The organism is Paenibacillus sp. FSL H8-0457 (assembly GCF_038051935.1).
Taxonomy (GTDB): Bacteria; Bacillota; Bacilli; order Paenibacillales; family Paenibacillaceae; genus Paenibacillus_AQ; species Paenibacillus_AQ lautus_A.
This window is the reverse complement of record NZ_CP150293.1, coordinates 6,684,299-6,700,877: the sequence shown is the minus strand read 5'-3', so window position 1 is coordinate 6,700,877 and position 16,579 is coordinate 6,684,299. Positions and strand designations below refer to the sequence as shown.

At 52.9% G+C, this 16,579-nt stretch carries 11 protein-coding genes and 1 riboswitch; of the genes, 10 read left to right on the top strand and 1 reads right to left on the bottom strand.

All coding sequences use genetic code 11. The features are described from left to right. The first annotated feature begins 338 nt into the window (after positions 1–338). The 5 genes from MHI43_RS30245 to MHI43_RS30225 all read left to right on the top strand — a co-directional run bounded on the left by MHI43_RS30245 (position 339) and on the right by MHI43_RS30225 (position 5,960). Positions 339–1,700 (top strand): FAD-dependent oxidoreductase, encoded by a 1,362-nt coding sequence (locus MHI43_RS30245; RefSeq protein ID WP_036662044.1) that lies wholly within the window; start codon positions 339–341, stop codon positions 1,698–1,700. A 133-nt stretch (positions 1,701–1,833) separates the two neighbouring features. Beyond that, on the top strand, positions 1,834–2,427 hold the full coding sequence (locus MHI43_RS30240; RefSeq protein WP_015737791.1) for a DUF4352 domain-containing protein: 594 nt from the start codon (positions 1,834–1,836) through the stop codon (positions 2,425–2,427). Between the two features lie 258 nt (positions 2,428–2,685). After that, a complete protein-coding gene (locus MHI43_RS30235; protein WP_015737790.1) occupies positions 2,686–3,279 on the top strand; it encodes a TetR/AcrR family transcriptional regulator in 594 nt (197 codons plus the stop codon). A gap of 111 nt (positions 3,280–3,390) precedes the next feature. Beyond that, positions 3,391–4,638 carry an MFS transporter gene (locus MHI43_RS30230; protein ID WP_015737789.1) on the top strand — a complete coding sequence of 416 codons (1,248 nt, stop codon included), beginning with the start codon at positions 3,391–3,393 and terminating at the stop codon, positions 4,636–4,638. Between the two features lie 461 nt (positions 4,639–5,099). Then, positions 5,100–5,960: a formate/nitrite transporter family protein gene (locus MHI43_RS30225; RefSeq protein WP_015737788.1), complete on the top strand. Its 861-nt coding sequence runs from the start codon at positions 5,100–5,102 to the stop codon at positions 5,958–5,960. 138 nt (positions 5,961–6,098) lie between these two features. On the opposite strand, the gene MHI43_RS30220 is transcribed toward MHI43_RS30225, so the two are convergent. Then, the gene (locus MHI43_RS30220; protein WP_036662047.1) at positions 6,099–7,925 is read right to left on the bottom strand and encodes an APC family permease; all 1,827 of its coding nucleotides are present in this window, start codon (positions 7,923–7,925) and stop codon (positions 6,099–6,101) included. A gap of 166 nt (positions 7,926–8,091) precedes the next feature. Further along, positions 8,092–8,286, bottom strand: a riboswitch (cyclic di-AMP (ydaO/yuaA leader). A gap of 485 nt (positions 8,287–8,771) precedes the next feature. Between MHI43_RS30220 and MHI43_RS30215 the strand changes: the two genes are divergently transcribed. The 5 genes from MHI43_RS30215 to MHI43_RS30195 all read left to right on the top strand — a co-directional run bounded on the left by MHI43_RS30215 (position 8,772) and on the right by MHI43_RS30195 (position 16,575). After that, positions 8,772–10,850 (top strand): molybdopterin oxidoreductase family protein, encoded by a 2,079-nt coding sequence (locus MHI43_RS30215; protein ID WP_081746287.1) that lies wholly within the window; start codon positions 8,772–8,774, stop codon positions 10,848–10,850. A 351-nt stretch (positions 10,851–11,201) separates the two neighbouring features. Beyond that, entirely contained in the window at positions 11,202–12,179 is a 978-nt protein-coding gene (locus MHI43_RS30210) for an ABC transporter permease subunit (RefSeq protein WP_015737785.1), read from the top strand. Positions 12,180–12,189: 10 nt separating this feature from the next. Continuing rightward, the gene (locus MHI43_RS30205) at positions 12,190–13,089 is read left to right on the top strand and encodes a carbohydrate ABC transporter permease (protein ID WP_015737784.1); all 900 of its coding nucleotides are present in this window, start codon (positions 12,190–12,192) and stop codon (positions 13,087–13,089) included. A 98-nt stretch (positions 13,090–13,187) separates the two neighbouring features. Beyond that, the gene (locus MHI43_RS30200; RefSeq protein WP_036662051.1) at positions 13,188–14,885 is read left to right on the top strand and encodes an extracellular solute-binding protein; all 1,698 of its coding nucleotides are present in this window, start codon (positions 13,188–13,190) and stop codon (positions 14,883–14,885) included. A gap of 112 nt (positions 14,886–14,997) precedes the next feature. Beyond that, positions 14,998–16,575 (top strand): response regulator, encoded by a 1,578-nt coding sequence (locus tag MHI43_RS30195; protein ID WP_015737782.1) that lies wholly within the window; start codon positions 14,998–15,000, stop codon positions 16,573–16,575. Positions 16,576–16,579: the final 4 nt, after the last annotated feature.

The following is a 16,579-nucleotide window of genomic DNA, read 5'->3' as shown; positions in this document are numbered from 1 at the left end:
ATCTCGAGAATGTTGGCAAGCGGGCCCCTTTTAGCTTCCCCGGATCCCGTACCCATATTCTCGATCTCGCCTTATTCGGTGGCATCAAGACATTAATCTTGGAGTCAAGATCATTCATCATTCCCACTATGTGAAATTATGAACAATATGTGAATAACGCAATTCGCCTATTGAACTGTGAAATAAATCACATTATAATAAGGTCATGAAGTGAAATTATTCACAATCAGTATTACCAGTCACCCGTTCATGCTCAACAAGCGTTACCAAGCATGAATCCAGGCAAAAATGCTCATCTTAAACCAATATAAAGCTTCATACTTGGAGGAGGAAAAACCATGAAAGTTGCAGTTATCGGTTGTACCCATGCAGGAACGTCCGCCATCGTGAATACCGCCAAGCTTTATCCCGATGCACAGATTACCGTTTACGAACGCAATGATAACATCTCATTCCTGTCGTGCGGCATTGCGCTTTACGTCGGGGGCGTTGTGAAGGATCCGGACGGGTTGTTCTATTCTTCGCCGCAGAAACTCGACGAGCTTGGTGTCGAAACCAAGATGAAGCATGAGATCATCTCGGTGGATACGGACCGGAAAACCTTAAAGGTCCGCAATCTGGCCACGGAAGATACGTTTGAAGATACCTATGACAAACTGATTGTTACCACCGGATCCTGGCCGATCGTACCGAAGCTTGAAGGCATCGATTTGAATAATATTTTGCTCTGCAAAAACTACGATCATTCCAACGCGATCATTGATAAAGCGCAAGGAGCCAAACATATTACCGTTGTCGGCGCCGGTTACATCGGCGTGGAGCTGGTGGAGGCCTTCCAACAGAACGGCAAGCAGGTAACTTTGATCGACAGTGCCGATCGGATTCTGAACAAATACCTGGACCCTGAGTTCAGCGGCAAGATCGAGGAATCGTTCCGTGAAAAAGGAATCGAGATGGCCATGGGGCAGACCGTGACGTCCTTCCAAGGCCAGGATGGCAAGGTGAATAAGGTCATCACCGACAAAGGGGAGATCGACACGGATCTGGTCATTCTCTGCATCGGTTTCCGACCGAATACGGAGCTGCTGAAGGGGCAGGTCGATATGCTGAAGAACGGCGCCATCGTCGTGGACCAATATATGCAAAGCAGCAAGCAGGATGTCTATGCAGCGGGCGATTGCTGCTCGGTGCTCTATAACCCGACGGGTAAAATGATGTACATTCCGCTGGCGACCAACGCTGTCCGGATGGGTACGCTCGTTGCACGGAATTTGGTGCAGCCCACAACGCCATATATGGGAACCCAGGGTACGTCCGGATTGAAAATATACGAACACAACATTGCCTCGACGGGATTAACCGAGGGAGCGGCCAAGGATGAAGGTTTGAAGGTGGATACGGTCACCATTACGGACCATTACCGTCCGGAGTTCATGCCTACCTTCGAGGAAGTTACGCTGAAGGTGGTGTATGAACAGGAAAGCCGCCGGATGCTCGGTGCACAGGTGATCTCCAAGGCGGACATGACGCAGTCCATCAACACCCTGTCGGTGTGCATCCAGAACCGCATGACGATAGACCAGCTGGCCTTCATCGATTTCTTCTTCCAGCCGCATTACAACAAGCCGTGGAATTTCCTTAACACGGCCGGCCTGCAGGCTCTGCCGGCGGTGGAGACCAAAGCGCCGGTACACGCTTAATTCATTCCAGGCAATAACGAAGACCCCCTGATTCGGGGGTCTTTTTCTTGTTTTAGAAGGAATATGGATTTTGACAGCGAATTGGAAAATATCCGGACATATCGATATCGACTTTCAGGAGGTAGGATAAAGTATGAATAAAAAAATAATGCTGGTCTCGGCTGTGTTGTTCTCCATGCTGCTGACGGCTGCTTGTTCCAGCAATCAGGCGGACCCGCCGGCAGAGACTCCGCCGGCTGTCGTGGATAGCGAGGAAACGGATCAGACGGGGGCGGCTGAAGAGGAACCGCCGGCAGAACCATCCCAAGGGGAGGGTCAACCTGCCGATGGAGAGACGAAACCGATCGATGAGCCTGCCGCAGTAGGCGATACGGTCGATTATCACGGCGCGGTCATCACGCTGAACGGCGTACGCGACTCCGAAGGCGACGAGTACTTGAAGCCCCAGCCCGGCCATACGTTTAAGGTGGTCGACATTACCGTGAAGAACAACGGCCTGGAGCCGTTGGTCATCTCTTCGGCACTGTCTTTTTCCATGACGGATTCAAGCGATCTTAACTATACGGTTCCTATAACGGATGACGTGAAGATGCTGGACGGCACCATTCCTCCGGGCGGCGAGCTGACGGGCGAGATTCCGTACGAGGTGAAGCAGGACGTTCAGGGGTTGCAGCTGAGTTACGGCGATCCGATGAAAGAAGGAAGAGCCATTTGGGCAGTGGAATAATGCAGCAATACATCGCATGTTGTTATTTTGGAATATGCGAGATGGACAAGGATTTTGCTTCGGCAAAGTCCTTTTTTCGTTGCATTCGGAAGAGCGTCCTTTACATGGGAGGAGGTTTTCAGTATGATTAAACCGTACAGTCGGTTTTTTAACGAGGGATGAAGTTCATTCATGACAGAATACATTTTTTATTACGGATCACGGATTTCCGCTGGTTGATGCGGACTGTTGAATCCAACGCAAGGAGTGCTAACGCCGATGTCATCAGAAAAAGCGCAGCGAAAGCGGGATTTGATTCTGGATAAAGCCAAGGAGCTGTTCATCCAGCGGGGATATGCGGCAACGTCAATGGATGAACTGGTCAAGTATACGGGGGCCAGCAAGGGAAGCATCTATTATCACTTCGAGAGCAAGGAAGATTTATTCGTCAAGCTGCTGACAAAACAGAATCGGGAATGGATGGAAGCCTGGGACGACAAAAAAGCCGGTTATGCCAGCTTTGAGGAGAAGCTGTACGGGATCGCCGATCACATGGTTGACGACTTCCAGAATCCGCTCACCAAAATCGCGGAGGAATTCTATATCAACCAGCCGGAAAATAAGACGATTGTGGGCGAAATGCTGGCGATACTGCAAGGTCCGCGTATGCTCTACCGCGAAATTCTGGCAGAGGGAGCGGACGAGGGACGCATAGCGGCAGAGAATATCGACGAAATAGCCGTTATTTTCGGATCGCTGCTGGACGGGTTGTCGGTTTCGTACTTCGAACGGTCCCAGGAGGAATTAAGGCAGCTGTACCGCAAGAGCGTGATGTACTTTTTGAACGGTGTGTTATCGGGTGAAGGTTCATAACGTACGGTGCGGTAGGAGGATTTATCGAAAACGCTTTTCTTAGCTAACAGGAAAGGGCGTTTTCGCAATTATAAATAAACCGAATAGTCGGTTTTAACAGGGGGATGGAGTATGAAGCATTTGTTTGGCAACCGCGCGTTCGTGCTGTTGATGGTATCTGATTTTATGCAAAATATCGGGATCTGGATCCGCAATATGGCGCTGTTGTTCTTTATTATGGAGCAGAGCAACCATGACCCGGTCGCCGTATCGCTGCTGACCGTGATTGAATACGCGCCGATCTTCGTGATTTCCATGGTTGGCGGCGTACTGGCTGACCGTTGGCGTCCCAAGCGAACGATGATATGGGGGGATATTTTAAGCTTCATATCCATTCTGCTTATTTTGTTTGTTGTGTATGCGGGATATTGGCAGGCCGTGTTTGCGGTGACGCTGGTCTCGGCCGTCGTATCGCAATTCTCGCAGCCATCGTCCATGAAGATCATCAAGCGGTGTTTGCCGGATGAGCATGTGCCCGCGGCCACGGCGTTATCCCAGACCTCGATGTCGCTGTTTATCATTTTGGGACCTATGGTAGGCACGACGATTTATCAAGCATTTGGATTGCAGGCCTCTTTAATCAGCTTGCTGATTCTGTTCGGCGCTTCGGCGATCGTGTTGGCCTTTCTGCCTTCCACCGTGGACGAACCTTCCAAGGACTCGGAATCAGCCGGTTCGTTCGTGAAGGACATGAAGGCAGGCTTCGCCTACATCGGTTCCAGCCGGCTGTTGAAGGTGCTGCTGGTAGTCTACGTTTTGTTGGCGCTGGGCAGCGGACTCGTACAGCCGCTCGACATCTTCGTCATCACCGAGCGTCTTCAGCTGGAGATGTCCAGCGTCCAGTGGTTCACCGCGCTTGAGGGCTTGGGCATGTTGATCGGCGGTGTGATCGCAGCGGTGATTGCAGGCAAAGTGAAAGGTTCCTACTTGCTGTTTGCGGGGCTGGCCTTCCTTGGACTCTCGACCTTTGTCGAGGTGCTGTCCCAGTGGCCGATCCTGACCGGCTCGATGCGCTTCGTCACCGGGGTGCTGATGGCCATGGCCCAGACGGTCCTGATGGCGGTGATGATGCAGCAGGTGGAAGAGAAATTCATTGGCCGGCTGAACGGCGTGATGACGCCGATATTTACCGGCATGCTGCTCATTGGCTCCGGGCTGACGGGCTGGTATATGTCGGTAACCTCCATTGTCGTGGTGTATTTCACGGCAGGCGCGCTCTTCCTGCTGTCGTCGTTCATCAGCATGAAGCTGCCGATCGCCAAGGTGCCGGTGCAGGAAACGGAGGCGCCTGTCAGGGTAGAGACTGCGGCCAAAGCCTAGCGGGTGAGTAAAAATCTATACATTTAAGCCGAATCTGGCAGAATGGTATCAAGCGCGAACGGGCTTCGTACTGGTAAAGACAATCCAAAAGAGCGGTGCCGGGGAGAAACCCGGGCACCGCTTTTTCGGCATATGCGATTCCTCGAAGGAAGCGAAAGGCAGTCACCCCGCTAAAGCTGATCCGAAGCTCCACCCATGGACAAGGTGCTGTGCCTATATCCATATATCGCTTAAATGGCCACACCGAATCCGATCCATGTTATTCGCTGCAGCGTGGTCAGCAGATCAAGGCATACGGAACATCACATCTGTACCTGTCCGTCCCTTAGGACACAATCGTGATATAATTCACGTTCTTGCCAAAGAAGCTGCGTTACAATGTTGGTAACGATAACACGAATATCATGAGCTGCATTCGGATAGGTAGACAAGGCGGATGCGGAAGAAATGAGGGAGTGACCATGGCTTACCATAAACCTGAGCGCATTGCGGAGATTACCGTGGAGAACGGGGTAAAAAAAGCGCATAACTCCGCCATAAACGTGATGATATTAGGATTCCTTGCGGGGGCATTTATTGCGCTCGGCTTTTTGCTTGACATACGCGTGATTGCCGGAGCGTCTCCAGAATGGGGAGGGATTGCCGGTTTTATAGGCGCTGCGGTATTCCCCGTCGGATTGATTCTTGTCCTGCTTGCAGGCGGGGAGCTGCTGACGGGCAACATGATGGCCGTGTCCTTGGCCAGATTCAAGCGGCGAATTTCCACGAAGGAGATGATGCGGAATTTAGCGCTTGTCACGGTCAGCAATATGTTGGGAGCGTTATTCGTCGCTTACTTCTTCGGACATGTGACCGGTATGACAGGCAGCGGCGTTTACCTGGAGAAACTGGTGGATATGGCCGGGCATAAGCTGGACGACAGCTTCCTGCAAGCCTTCCTGTCGGGCATCGGGTGCAACTGGCTCGTAGCCCTCGCCGTATGGCTGTCCTACGGATCGGATCAGATGAGCGGCAAAATTCTCGGGATCTGGTTTCCGACCATGGCGTTTGTCGCCATCGGGTTTCAGCACGTGGTGGCCAACATGTTTCTCATCCCGGCCGCGATTTTTGAAGGCTATTACAGCTGGGGCGAGTATCTGATGAACTTCATTCCGGTATGGCTGGGCAATTTCGTTGGCGGCGCGTTATTTGTGGGAGCGACATACGGAACCGTTTATTTAAAGCAGGAGAATCAAGCCGCAGCCGCTCCGCGCGGCGAGCAGACGCCTGTGCCATCGGCTAGCTCCCCTCAACAGGTTCATTCCGCGCAGAACGTTTCCTAATGCCGGAGGCCTGGCAAGCGTCTGGGCAAAAAAAGCTGCGTTCAACCGTCCTTGATGAAAGGCAGCGGTTGATCGCAGTTTTTTTGTCGTGATGGGCGAGGCTGTTCCCAGTAATGAATCAAGCAGGGAACAAGCCCGCTATTTTTTTAAATGGTAGGGAACCGTCGTGATGATCACGTCTCTCCGATACAGGAGATGTGCCCGGATGAGCAGGCTGGATTGATTGTGCAGGAAATTATGCCAGCCCTTCTTGGGGATGAACTGCGGAATGACGACGGTAACCTGATAGTCGGATTCGCTGGCCTTGCGCTGCACGGTATCGATGAATTTCGTCAGCGGCTGAATGATGCTCCGATAAGGCGAGTGCAGCGTCACCAGCCGGATGTCCGGCTGCCACTTTTTCCATTTTTCCTGGAAGGCGACTTCCTCCTCCCGCTCGAACGGCACGTACACCGCGATGATTTGGCCCGCTCCCAGCGATTTGGCGTAATTCAGCGAGTTCTCCACCACATGCGTGATTCCTGCCACAGGCAGGATGATGACATTCCCCTCAATCGGCTTAACCGGCTCGCAGGTCGTAATCCGGAGCTGGTCCGCTACCGCCTCGTAATGCTTGCGGATCCGGGTGAAAATCCAGATGATCAGCGGCAGGAATATCAGGACGGACCACACCTGGGCGAATTTCGTAAAGAAGAAGATCATGGTCACGATAAAGCTGATGCATGCGCCGGTGGTGTTAATGATCAGCTTGACGATCCAGCCTTCGGGCTTTTCGCGAATCCATTTCACCATCATCCCGGTCTGGGAGAGGGTAAACGGGATAAACACGCCGACGGCATACAGCGGAATCAGATGCTCGGTTTTGCCTTCAAAAGCCAGCAGCAGCAGAATGGAGAAAAATCCAAGAATAATGATTCCGTTCGAGTATCCCAGACGGTCGCCGCGGACGGTGAACATTCTAGGAATGAACTTATCCTTCGCCAGATTGACGGCCAGCAGGGGAAAAGCGGAATACCCCGTGTTGGCGGCGAGGATCAGAATTAAGGCCGTTGTCCCTTGTATGAAGTAATAAAGCGCATTTCGCCCGAAGGTATGCTCGGCAATTTGGGAAACGACCGTGACTTGTTCGCTGGGACTGACCCCATAGTAATAAGCCAGGAAAACGATGCCCGAAAATAACAGGGCCAGCAGCGATCCCATCGCCACCAGAGTTTTGGCGGCGTTATTCGGGGCCGGGTCTTTGAAATTCGGAATGGCATTGGAAATCGCCTCCACGCCGGTCAGGGCGGAGCTGCCCGAGGCAAATGCGCGCAGGAGCAGGAACAAGCTCAGCCCGGCTACGGGCGTGCCGATCGGCGTATGAAGCTCCGGAGACGCATGGCCTGTGGCAATGTTGAATATCCCTACCCCGATCAGGATAAATAACGCAAGCACGAACAGGTAAACCGGATAAGCCAATATGGAGGCCGACTCCGTAACTCCTCTTAAATTCAATACGGTCAAGCATAGAACGAACACGATAGAGATCGGCAGATTATAGGCGTGCAATTCCGGAAAAGCCGACGTGATCGCATCCGTCCCGGCCGACACGCTGACCGCAACCGTCAGGATATAGTCCACGAGCAAGGAACCGCCGGCCACCAGCCCCGGGTACATGCCCAAATTCCGTTTGGACACGACATATGCGCCGCCGCCGTGCGGATAGGAGAAAATAATTTGTCTGTACGACAGGATAAGTGCCAGCAATAAGACCAGGACGCCGACGGCAATCGGTATGGAATACCAATAGGCAGCTGCCCCGACGGTCATCAACACAATGAGGATTTGTTCCGGGCCATAGGCCACGGACGATAGCGCATCGGATGACAGGATGGCCAGCGCCTTGGTTTTATTCAGCTTTTGTTCGCCTAATTCCGTTGATTTAAGCGGTCTTCCGATGAGGAAGCGCTTGATTGAGGATAACATGGTTGTTTTTCACCGCCGCTTAAGATTAAGTTCATGGTAGAAGCTCCCTGAACGGACTTCTATCGGTGTTTTTTATATGCTGGACATAGGAACGGTCACCATTCCTATGCTGATTTTTGGCAAACAAAAAACACAGGTTAGAACCCTGTGTTTGATCACAAGTTCACAACCCTCCCGATCAACGCTGACGAGGTTAGCTGTCGGATTCGGGCGGTGAGAGTCGCCCTACCTGATTCCATCGCGGCGTACGTACGCGACGCATCAGGATTCACCCCATAGTATGGTTGAAGGATCCTATAGGTATCCCTCCATACGGTTGGTTCCCCCGCTTTCCATCATGGAAATTAAGCGAATGTCATGTGAATATGAAGAATGTTTTCGAAGCTGAATAGTATATTACGCCTGCTCCAATCGTTTGTAAAACATCCTCCAACGATCATTCGAACAGAATTATTTATAAAAAATGACAGATAAGCGCTTACATAAAGACGTGGCTTTGACAGGCTTTTTATTTTGCATGTTTTCTGCGAAAATCACGAGTTTCTATAATATGGAAGGTTAGTCGCGGGGAACATCGGTCACTGGGAGGATGCCATATAAACAAATTCGCCATGCCGGTCTCGGGGGAGGAGACACTGGCATGGCGAATTTTTTTGGGAGTGGTCCATGATTCGGCAAGGAAGAGAAAGGGTCTGGGTTACTCTTCTTTGCTCTTGATAGGAATATACCCGGGGGGGAGAAAAGTGAATCACCTGATTAGAAAAAAATGTATGACTTTACTGGAACCCCGATTTTCTTTTAAGATAAAGGGATATGATGCAGCCGAGCATAAGGGGGAAGTACGAAATGACTCAAGCGATGATTCATCAGGAAAACGGCGTATTTCCGGCGGTATGTCCGTTGGATTGTCCCGATACATGCGGCCTGCTGCTGCATAAAGAGAACGGAAAAATCGTCAAGGTGACCGGTAATCCGGAGCATCCGATTACGCAGGGAGCCATCTGCAATAAAGTCCGTAATATGGCACACCGGGTGTACCATCCGGAACGCGTGCTCTATCCGCTGCGAAGGGTAGGTCCCAAGGGTGAGGGCGCCTTCGAGCGGATCAGCTGGGACGAAGCCATTCAGGAGATTGCCGGACGCTATAAGGGCTTGATCGAGGAATACGGCTCCGAGAGCATCCTGCCCTACAGCTTCTACGGCAATATGGGGATATTGAGCGTCGACGGCATGGACCGCAGATTCTTCAACAGGTTGGGTGCCAGCCGCCTGAAGCAGTCGATCTGCAATTCCGCGGGCAATGAGGGCTGGAAATCCGTGATGGGGTTTAATGGGGGAACCGTTCCGGAGGACACCGTACGAGCCGACGTCATCCTCGTCTGGGGCGGCAACATCGTCAGCACCAATATGCACCAGATGGTGATTGCAGAGAAAGCGCGCAAAGCCGGTGCCAAGGTCGTTGTGATCGATGTCCACAAGAACCAGACGGGGCAATGGGCCGACTGGTTCATTCCGCTGTATCCAGGCACGGATGCGGCGCTGGCCGTCGGCCTCATGCACATCATGTTCCGTGACGGCATGATAAATGAGGAATTCCTCCGCAAGTATACGATTGGTCATGAAGCCTTGCGCGAGCACGTCAAAGAATACACGTCGGAGCACGTTTCTTCCATTACCGGCATCTCGATCGAGGATATCGAGAAATTGGCCGAGCTCTACGGCCGGGCCGATACCTCCTACATCCATATCGGCAACGGTCTTCAGCATCACGACAACGGCGGCTTGACGGTGCGCAGCATTGCCGCGCTTCCCGCTTTGACCGGACAATGGCTGAAGCGGGGCGGAGGGGCCGCCAAGTCGAACGGCGGTTATAACAGCATGGATAGCGACGCGCTTGAGCGTCCCGATCTCCGGCCGAATCCCGAAGCGCGCACGATTAACATGAACCGGATCGGCGAAGCGCTTGCCATGACCGAACAGCCGATTAAGTCGCTCTTCGTTTATTGCAGCAATCCGCTGGTTGTGGCTCCCGATACCGAGCGGGTCAGGGAAGGGTTTGCACGGGAAGATCTGTTTACGGTTGTGCATGACCTGTTTATGACGGATACGGCCAAGTATGCCGATATCGTGCTCCCGGCAACCTCCTCGTTCGAGAATACGGACCTGTACGCTTCCTACTGGCATCAGTACGTTCAGCTGCAGGAGCCGGTCATTCCGGCACTTGGGGAAAGCAAGGGCAACGTAGAGCTGTTCTCCTTGCTGGGACGGGCTATGGGATTCCAGGAACCGGCTTTTCATGAGACCGAGGAAGAGATGATCGCAAGAGCGCTCGACTTCCCGGATAACCCTTATCTAAACAGCGTCACGCTGGACAAGCTGAGGGAACACCGCCATGTGAAGCTCGATATGACGCCGCTTGACACGTATCTGGATCGTTTGCCGACACCTTCGGGACGCATCGAGTTATACTCTGCGCAGCTGGAGGAAGCAGGTCTGCCGCCCCTTCCGACCTACGTGCCGCTGAAGGAAGGATATGACGGGGTAAGGCGCGGCCGCGGGCACCAATACCCGCTCATGTTCATTTCGCCGCCGAACCATAACTTCCTGAACTCGACCTTTGCGAACGTGGAGAAGCATCAGAAGCTGGAGAAGGAGCCGGCCCTGCAGATTCACCCGGCGGATGCGGAGGAACGCGGGCTCCAGGACGGCGAGATGGTCATCGTATATAATGACCGCGGAACCTATGAAGTCCGGGCGAAGGTGACGGATAAAATGCTGCCGGGCACCGTAGTCAGCCAAGGCCTGTGGTGGGAAGGCGAGGGCCGCAAGCAGCGCGCCAATGCCCTTACGCCGGACAGGCTGTCCGACTTGGGTGGAGGGGCTACCTTCTTCTCGACGGTGGTCGAGGTGAAGCGGAAGCAATAAAGCGATAGACCCATCCTAGGCAGACGGATGGCCCAAGGACAGATGACGCAGAAGAGGCCCCCTCAGGGGGCTTCTTTTTTGTATAGTGCACGTGAAACAAAAAGGCCTGTAAGATCCCCGGATCTTACAGGCCTTTTTCATTGCCGGCATTTCTTATACTTTTTGCGGAACTGTCAATAGCCAGAATCCGTCCGAAGTATCAAAAATCGCGTGTTTGTTATATAGTTTCACACATTTGTCAAAGGTAGAATGTCCTTAAGCCCGCAGCATAGCGGTAATCGGCCCACCAGTTCATGTGAACGGGGCAAATGCTAAAAGCACGAATGAATTTAGATAGATGGGAGGAAGAATATGTCCCCAACCGCACCGAAACCGCAGCCTGAAGGGCTGTCTTCGAAAGGTAAGGTTTACAGCCGGAGCTTCCTGAGGCGCTTGATGAAGCAATGGGATGCCCAGCTGATGGTCATTCCGGGCATCATCCTCGTCCTGATCTTTTCTTATCTGCCCATGTACGGGGTGCTGACAGGTTTTATGGACTACAACCTGTTTACGGGCTCGCGAATTTGGGAGAATCCCTGGGTCGGATTCAAGCACTTTGAAGCTTTTTTTGCCGCGCCGGAATTCGAACGCTTGATCCGCAACACGATCGTGATCAGTTTATTGAAATTTCTTATCGGCTTTCCGGCTCCGATCATTCTCGCTCTGATGCTGAACGAAGTCCGTCACATGTTCTTCAAGCGGGTCGTTCAGACGATTACCTACCTGCCGCATTTTATGAGCTGGGTTATCGTAGCGGGTCTCACGACGGCCCTGCTGGCAACGGAGAACGGAAGCGTCAACATGCTCCTTCAAAAAATCGGCACGATTCAGGAGCCTATCAACTTCCTGTCCCTCAAGGAGTATTTCCTGTCGATTCTCATCTCGGCCAACGTTTGGAAGGAGATCGGATTCGGTTCCATCGTGTATTTGGCCGCCATCGCAAGCGTAGATCCGCATCTGTATGAGGCTGCGGATATGGATGGGGCGAGTAAGTTCAAGCAAATTTATCTCATCACCCTGCCTTCCATCCTGCCGGTTGTGGTCATCTTCATGATTCTGGCCATCGGCAACCTGCTCAATGCCGGCTTCGAAGATATTTTGCTGCTGGCGACCAATCCCGTTCTGAGGCCGGTATCGGACGTTATCGACACTTACGTATACCGCGTAGGGATCGGCAGTCACCGTTATTCCTACGGCGTGGCCATCGGATTGTTCAAAGCCATTATCAGTATCGGGCTGCTCACCATCGCCAATTACATTGCCCGAAGGTCCGGCAATAGTTTATGGTAGGGGGCCCTGTATGTTAAAAAGACTCAGCTTTAGCGACCGAATGATGCTGGTCATCATTTATAGTCTGTTATCCTTACTTGCTTTTTCAGCATTCTACCCGTTCTGGAATGCCATCGTTGTATCGTTCAATGTGGGGGTCGATACCGCCAAGGGTGGCATTACCTTCTGGCCCCGGGAGTTTACCCTGCAGAATTACGAAATTATTTTGGGCGACAGCCGGCTGCTGAACGGATTTGCCGTATCAATCAGCCGGGCGGTCATCGGTACGGTGGCCTCCATCTTCATGACAGCCCTTCTAGCCTACGGCATGACGCGGACTTACTTGATCGGCAGGGGATTTTACATGGTGTTCTTTGTCTTCACGATGTATTTCGGCGGAGGCCTGATTCCAACCTATCTGCTGATCCGCTCGCTCGGTCTGATGGATTCCTTCCTGGTCTTTATCATTCCTTCGCTGATCAGCGTGTGGAACATGATCATCTTTCGGACGTTCTTCAAGGGGCTTCCGAACGGGCTTGAGGAGTCCGCTCATATTGATGGCTGCAGCACCTGGGGCATCTTCTTTCGGATCATTCTCCCGCTTTCGGGTCCGGTCATCGCTACGCTGGCTTTGCTGACGGCGGTGGCGCATTGGAACGACTGGTTCCTGCCGAGCATCTATATCACGAACGGCAACCTGATGCCCATCCAGACGATCCTGCGGGAGACGCTGAATGCCAATATCGTGAGCGAGCAGACCGCGCTGCTGGATACCAGCTCCATCGCCCTGATGGAGAAGACGAAACAGATCACGTCCAAATCGTTGCAGATGGCGATCATGATCGTGGTTACGATGCCCATTATCATGGTGTATCCCTTCCTGCAGAAGTATTTTGTCAAAGGGGTGCTGGTCGGTTCCCTTAAGGAATAATCGGTTTTGGTTTAGGGCGGAAGATCCGCTTTGGACATATAAGGAACAGGTTGACGGCTTGAAGTGCATTAGAAGTTAAATGGAGAGGGGTTAGGTTTATGAAAAAAAAGTCAAGACCCATGCTGCTGACGTTATCGGTCATGCTGGTACTGACCGCTGCGCTCACGGGCTGCAGCGGCAAGTCCGGCACAAGCGGCGCATCGCCTGAGACGACGCCGAAGATGGCCCAAACCGATAACGGGGGAACACCGAAGGCAGAGCAGCCGGGAAATCCTGACGGAAAATGGGTGCTGGGGGAGAAGCCGCTTGAATTCACGGCCTATGCCCACTATGAAAACACGAATTTCCCTGCATGGGAGAGTACGCCGGCGGGCAAATGGCTGAGCGAGAACAAGGGCGTTAAGATCAGCATGATCGCGGCGGCCGGTGCCCATACGCAGAAGCTGAGCGCCCTGATGGCCTCCGATCAGCTCCCCGACATGATCTGGACGGATCGCAATCACCCGGATCTGGAGAGGCTCCGCGAGGCAGGAAAGCTGGTCGCTTTTGACGACTATCTGGATAAGTACCCGAACTTGAAGACGTGGATGGGCGATAATTTGAACATGCTTCGCCACGACGACGGCAAGCTGTATATGTTCCCGAACTGGTACACGTCAAGGCCGGCGGGCAATGCGGGATATGTGGTCAACAAGAAAATATACGACGAATTGGGCGCTCCCCCGCTGGAAACGACGGACGATCTCTATAACTACCTGGTCAAAGTGAAGGAAAAGTACGGCAGCAGCGTGATTCCGTTTGAACCGCATCGTGCAAGAGATATGCAGGGTTTGGGCGTGCTCTACACGGCGTTCGGCGAAGGCACGCTGTATACCTACCTGAACAGCTCCATGCGCGCCGTGCCGAAGGACGGCAAGCTCACCTCGGTGTTCACCGACCCGGTGTTTCGCGAGGCACAGAAGTACATCGCCAAGCTGTACCGCGAGAAGCTGATTTCCCAGGATGCCTTTACCCAGACGGAGGATCAGGTGCTGGAGAAGGTAATGACCGGCCGGGTTGCCGTATTTGCCGGCTCCAGTCCGACCACGATGGCGGGAGACGCGCAGCCTGAGCTTATCAAGGAGGATCCGGACGGCGGATATTTCATGATCTGGCCGATCCACAAGCCGGGTCTGGATAAGAACAAGATCTATCCGGGCACCTATACCAGCTTTGGCTGGAATGCCGCTTACATTACGACGGCTGCCAAGGATCCGGAAGCCATCTTCGCCTTCCTGGATTGGTACACCGGTCCGGAGGGCATGAACCTTCAGTTCTTCGGCCCCGAGGGCGACAACTGGGAGGGCTTCGATGAAGAAGGGAAACCGAACTTTACAGCGGACTACGACCCGGCAGAGGTAGCCGATATTCAGACGAAGAACGAACCGATCATGTTTGTCGGCAATACCAGTTACATCGACCCGGCCAAATACAAATACATGGCTGAGCTGCCGTTTGAAGAGCAGGACTGGAGAACGAAGTATCAGCAGACGATCACCTGGCCGACCCAATATAACGTGACGGAGTTCGTGAACCTGAATCCGCCGCCGGAGTCCGAGGAAGGCATCATCCAAACCTCGGTGGATGAATTGTTCCTCGAGATTTATGCCAATTCGGTCATGGCGAAAAGTGATGAGGATGTGGATAAAATCCTCGATCAGGGTAATGAGGATCTCATGGCGATCGGTTACGGCAAGCTGTTGGAATGGCGGACGGCAAGGTGGCAGGAGAACCTGAAGAAGATGAATCAGGAATAACCTATCGGTGTTCACAAAGAAAATCGAGTATATCTATCCCAAGGGATTTCCAGGAGATCCTTTGGGATCTCTCTGCTTTGGTGATCATCGGCAAACGGATGGAGGGATGGCTATGTATAAGGTCCTGTTAGTGGATGACGAAGAGCTTGATCTGGAGGGCATGAAACGCTTTATTCCCTGGTCTGATCTGGGCATGGAAGTGAGGGGGAGCGTAAACAATGCGCTGGCTGCCTGCGAAATCATGGAGGAAGAGCCCATCGATATATTGGTCAGCGACGTGAACATGCCCTATATGTCGGGACTGGAGCTGGCGCGCATTGCACTTGAGCGCAGGCCCAACATGCGCATTATATTTGTGAGCGGGTATCAGGAATTCAGCTACGTTCAGCAGGCCATGTCCTTGAAAGCCTACAGCTATGTCCTAAAGCCGATGAACGACAGCGAATTGGTCACCTCCCTGCTCAAGGTAAAGCGGGATTTGGACGATGAGACCAAGCAGCGCGAGGTGGAGATGGCTTACCAGCGAATGATTCCGATCGTGAAGAGCGATTTGCTCATTCGTCTGCTCCGGGAGGAAGAGACGGAGGACAACGAATCGTTATCCAAGCTGACGGTTTCCTGCGGGCTGGACCGCATGAACTGGCCCATTCGCGTCGTGGTGATGGAATTGGATAATCTACTGTGGAGGCAGGGAGGGAGCTTCACCTCGCAGCGGGAAGTCTCGCGCATATTTCTGCAGCAGATTCACGATGTGATCGCGAGGCAAGGCATCGTGCCTTACTGCAAGCTGTCTTCCCAGCGAGTGGCGCTGCTGCTGGAGGACGAGGCCGTCGAGCCGACCGTACATAAGGTATATGACGCCATCCAGCAGCTGACGCCGGCCTCCATTACTACGGGCATCAGCGGGCTGGCATATGCGATGGAGGAGCTTCAGTCATCGTATCGGCAGGCGATCGAAGCCGTAGAAGGGAAGATGTTCCTCGGCAAGGGCAGCCTGATCAAATACGAGGATGTGCGCGCGGAGCCGGGCATGCTGGATTCCAGAATGCTGGATGCGCACATGAACAAGCTGCTTGCCGCGATGGAAGGCTATGAGCTCGTCCGCATCTGCGACGAAGTAGAGGGGCTGTTCGGCTCCATTACGAATCTGCGTTCCCGCTTCTCGGTTCACAACATGTCCAATTACATCATTTGGCGCCTGGATCAGTATCTCAGCAGCCGGAACGAGGATCTGTTCGAGCTGCTCGGCATGGAGATCCACCATTTGGATATCTTGATGCAATTCGACACCATCAACGATATCCGTTCTTGGTTTGTGCAGCGGATATTCGAAATTTCCGAACGGCTGTATGAAAAAAACAACTCGAAGGACAGCAAATTCATCCGTAACGTGATTCATACCATCCGTGAACGAATGAGCGAGAATATCACCATTAAGGATATCGCCCAGCATTTTTCTTTTTCCCCGAGCCATATCGGCTTTCTGATCAAGGAGAAATCGGGGAGCACCTTTAACGAGCTGTTGGTGCAGCTGCGTATGGAGAAGGCGCAAGAGCTGCTGAAGCAGCCGGGTCTGAAAATATACGAAGTGGCCGATCAGGTAGGGTATCGGTATCTCCCCTATTTCAGCAGGCAGTTCAAGGAGCGATACGGCATGACCCCTCTCGAATTCCGGAAGCGGGAGGATTAAGGAG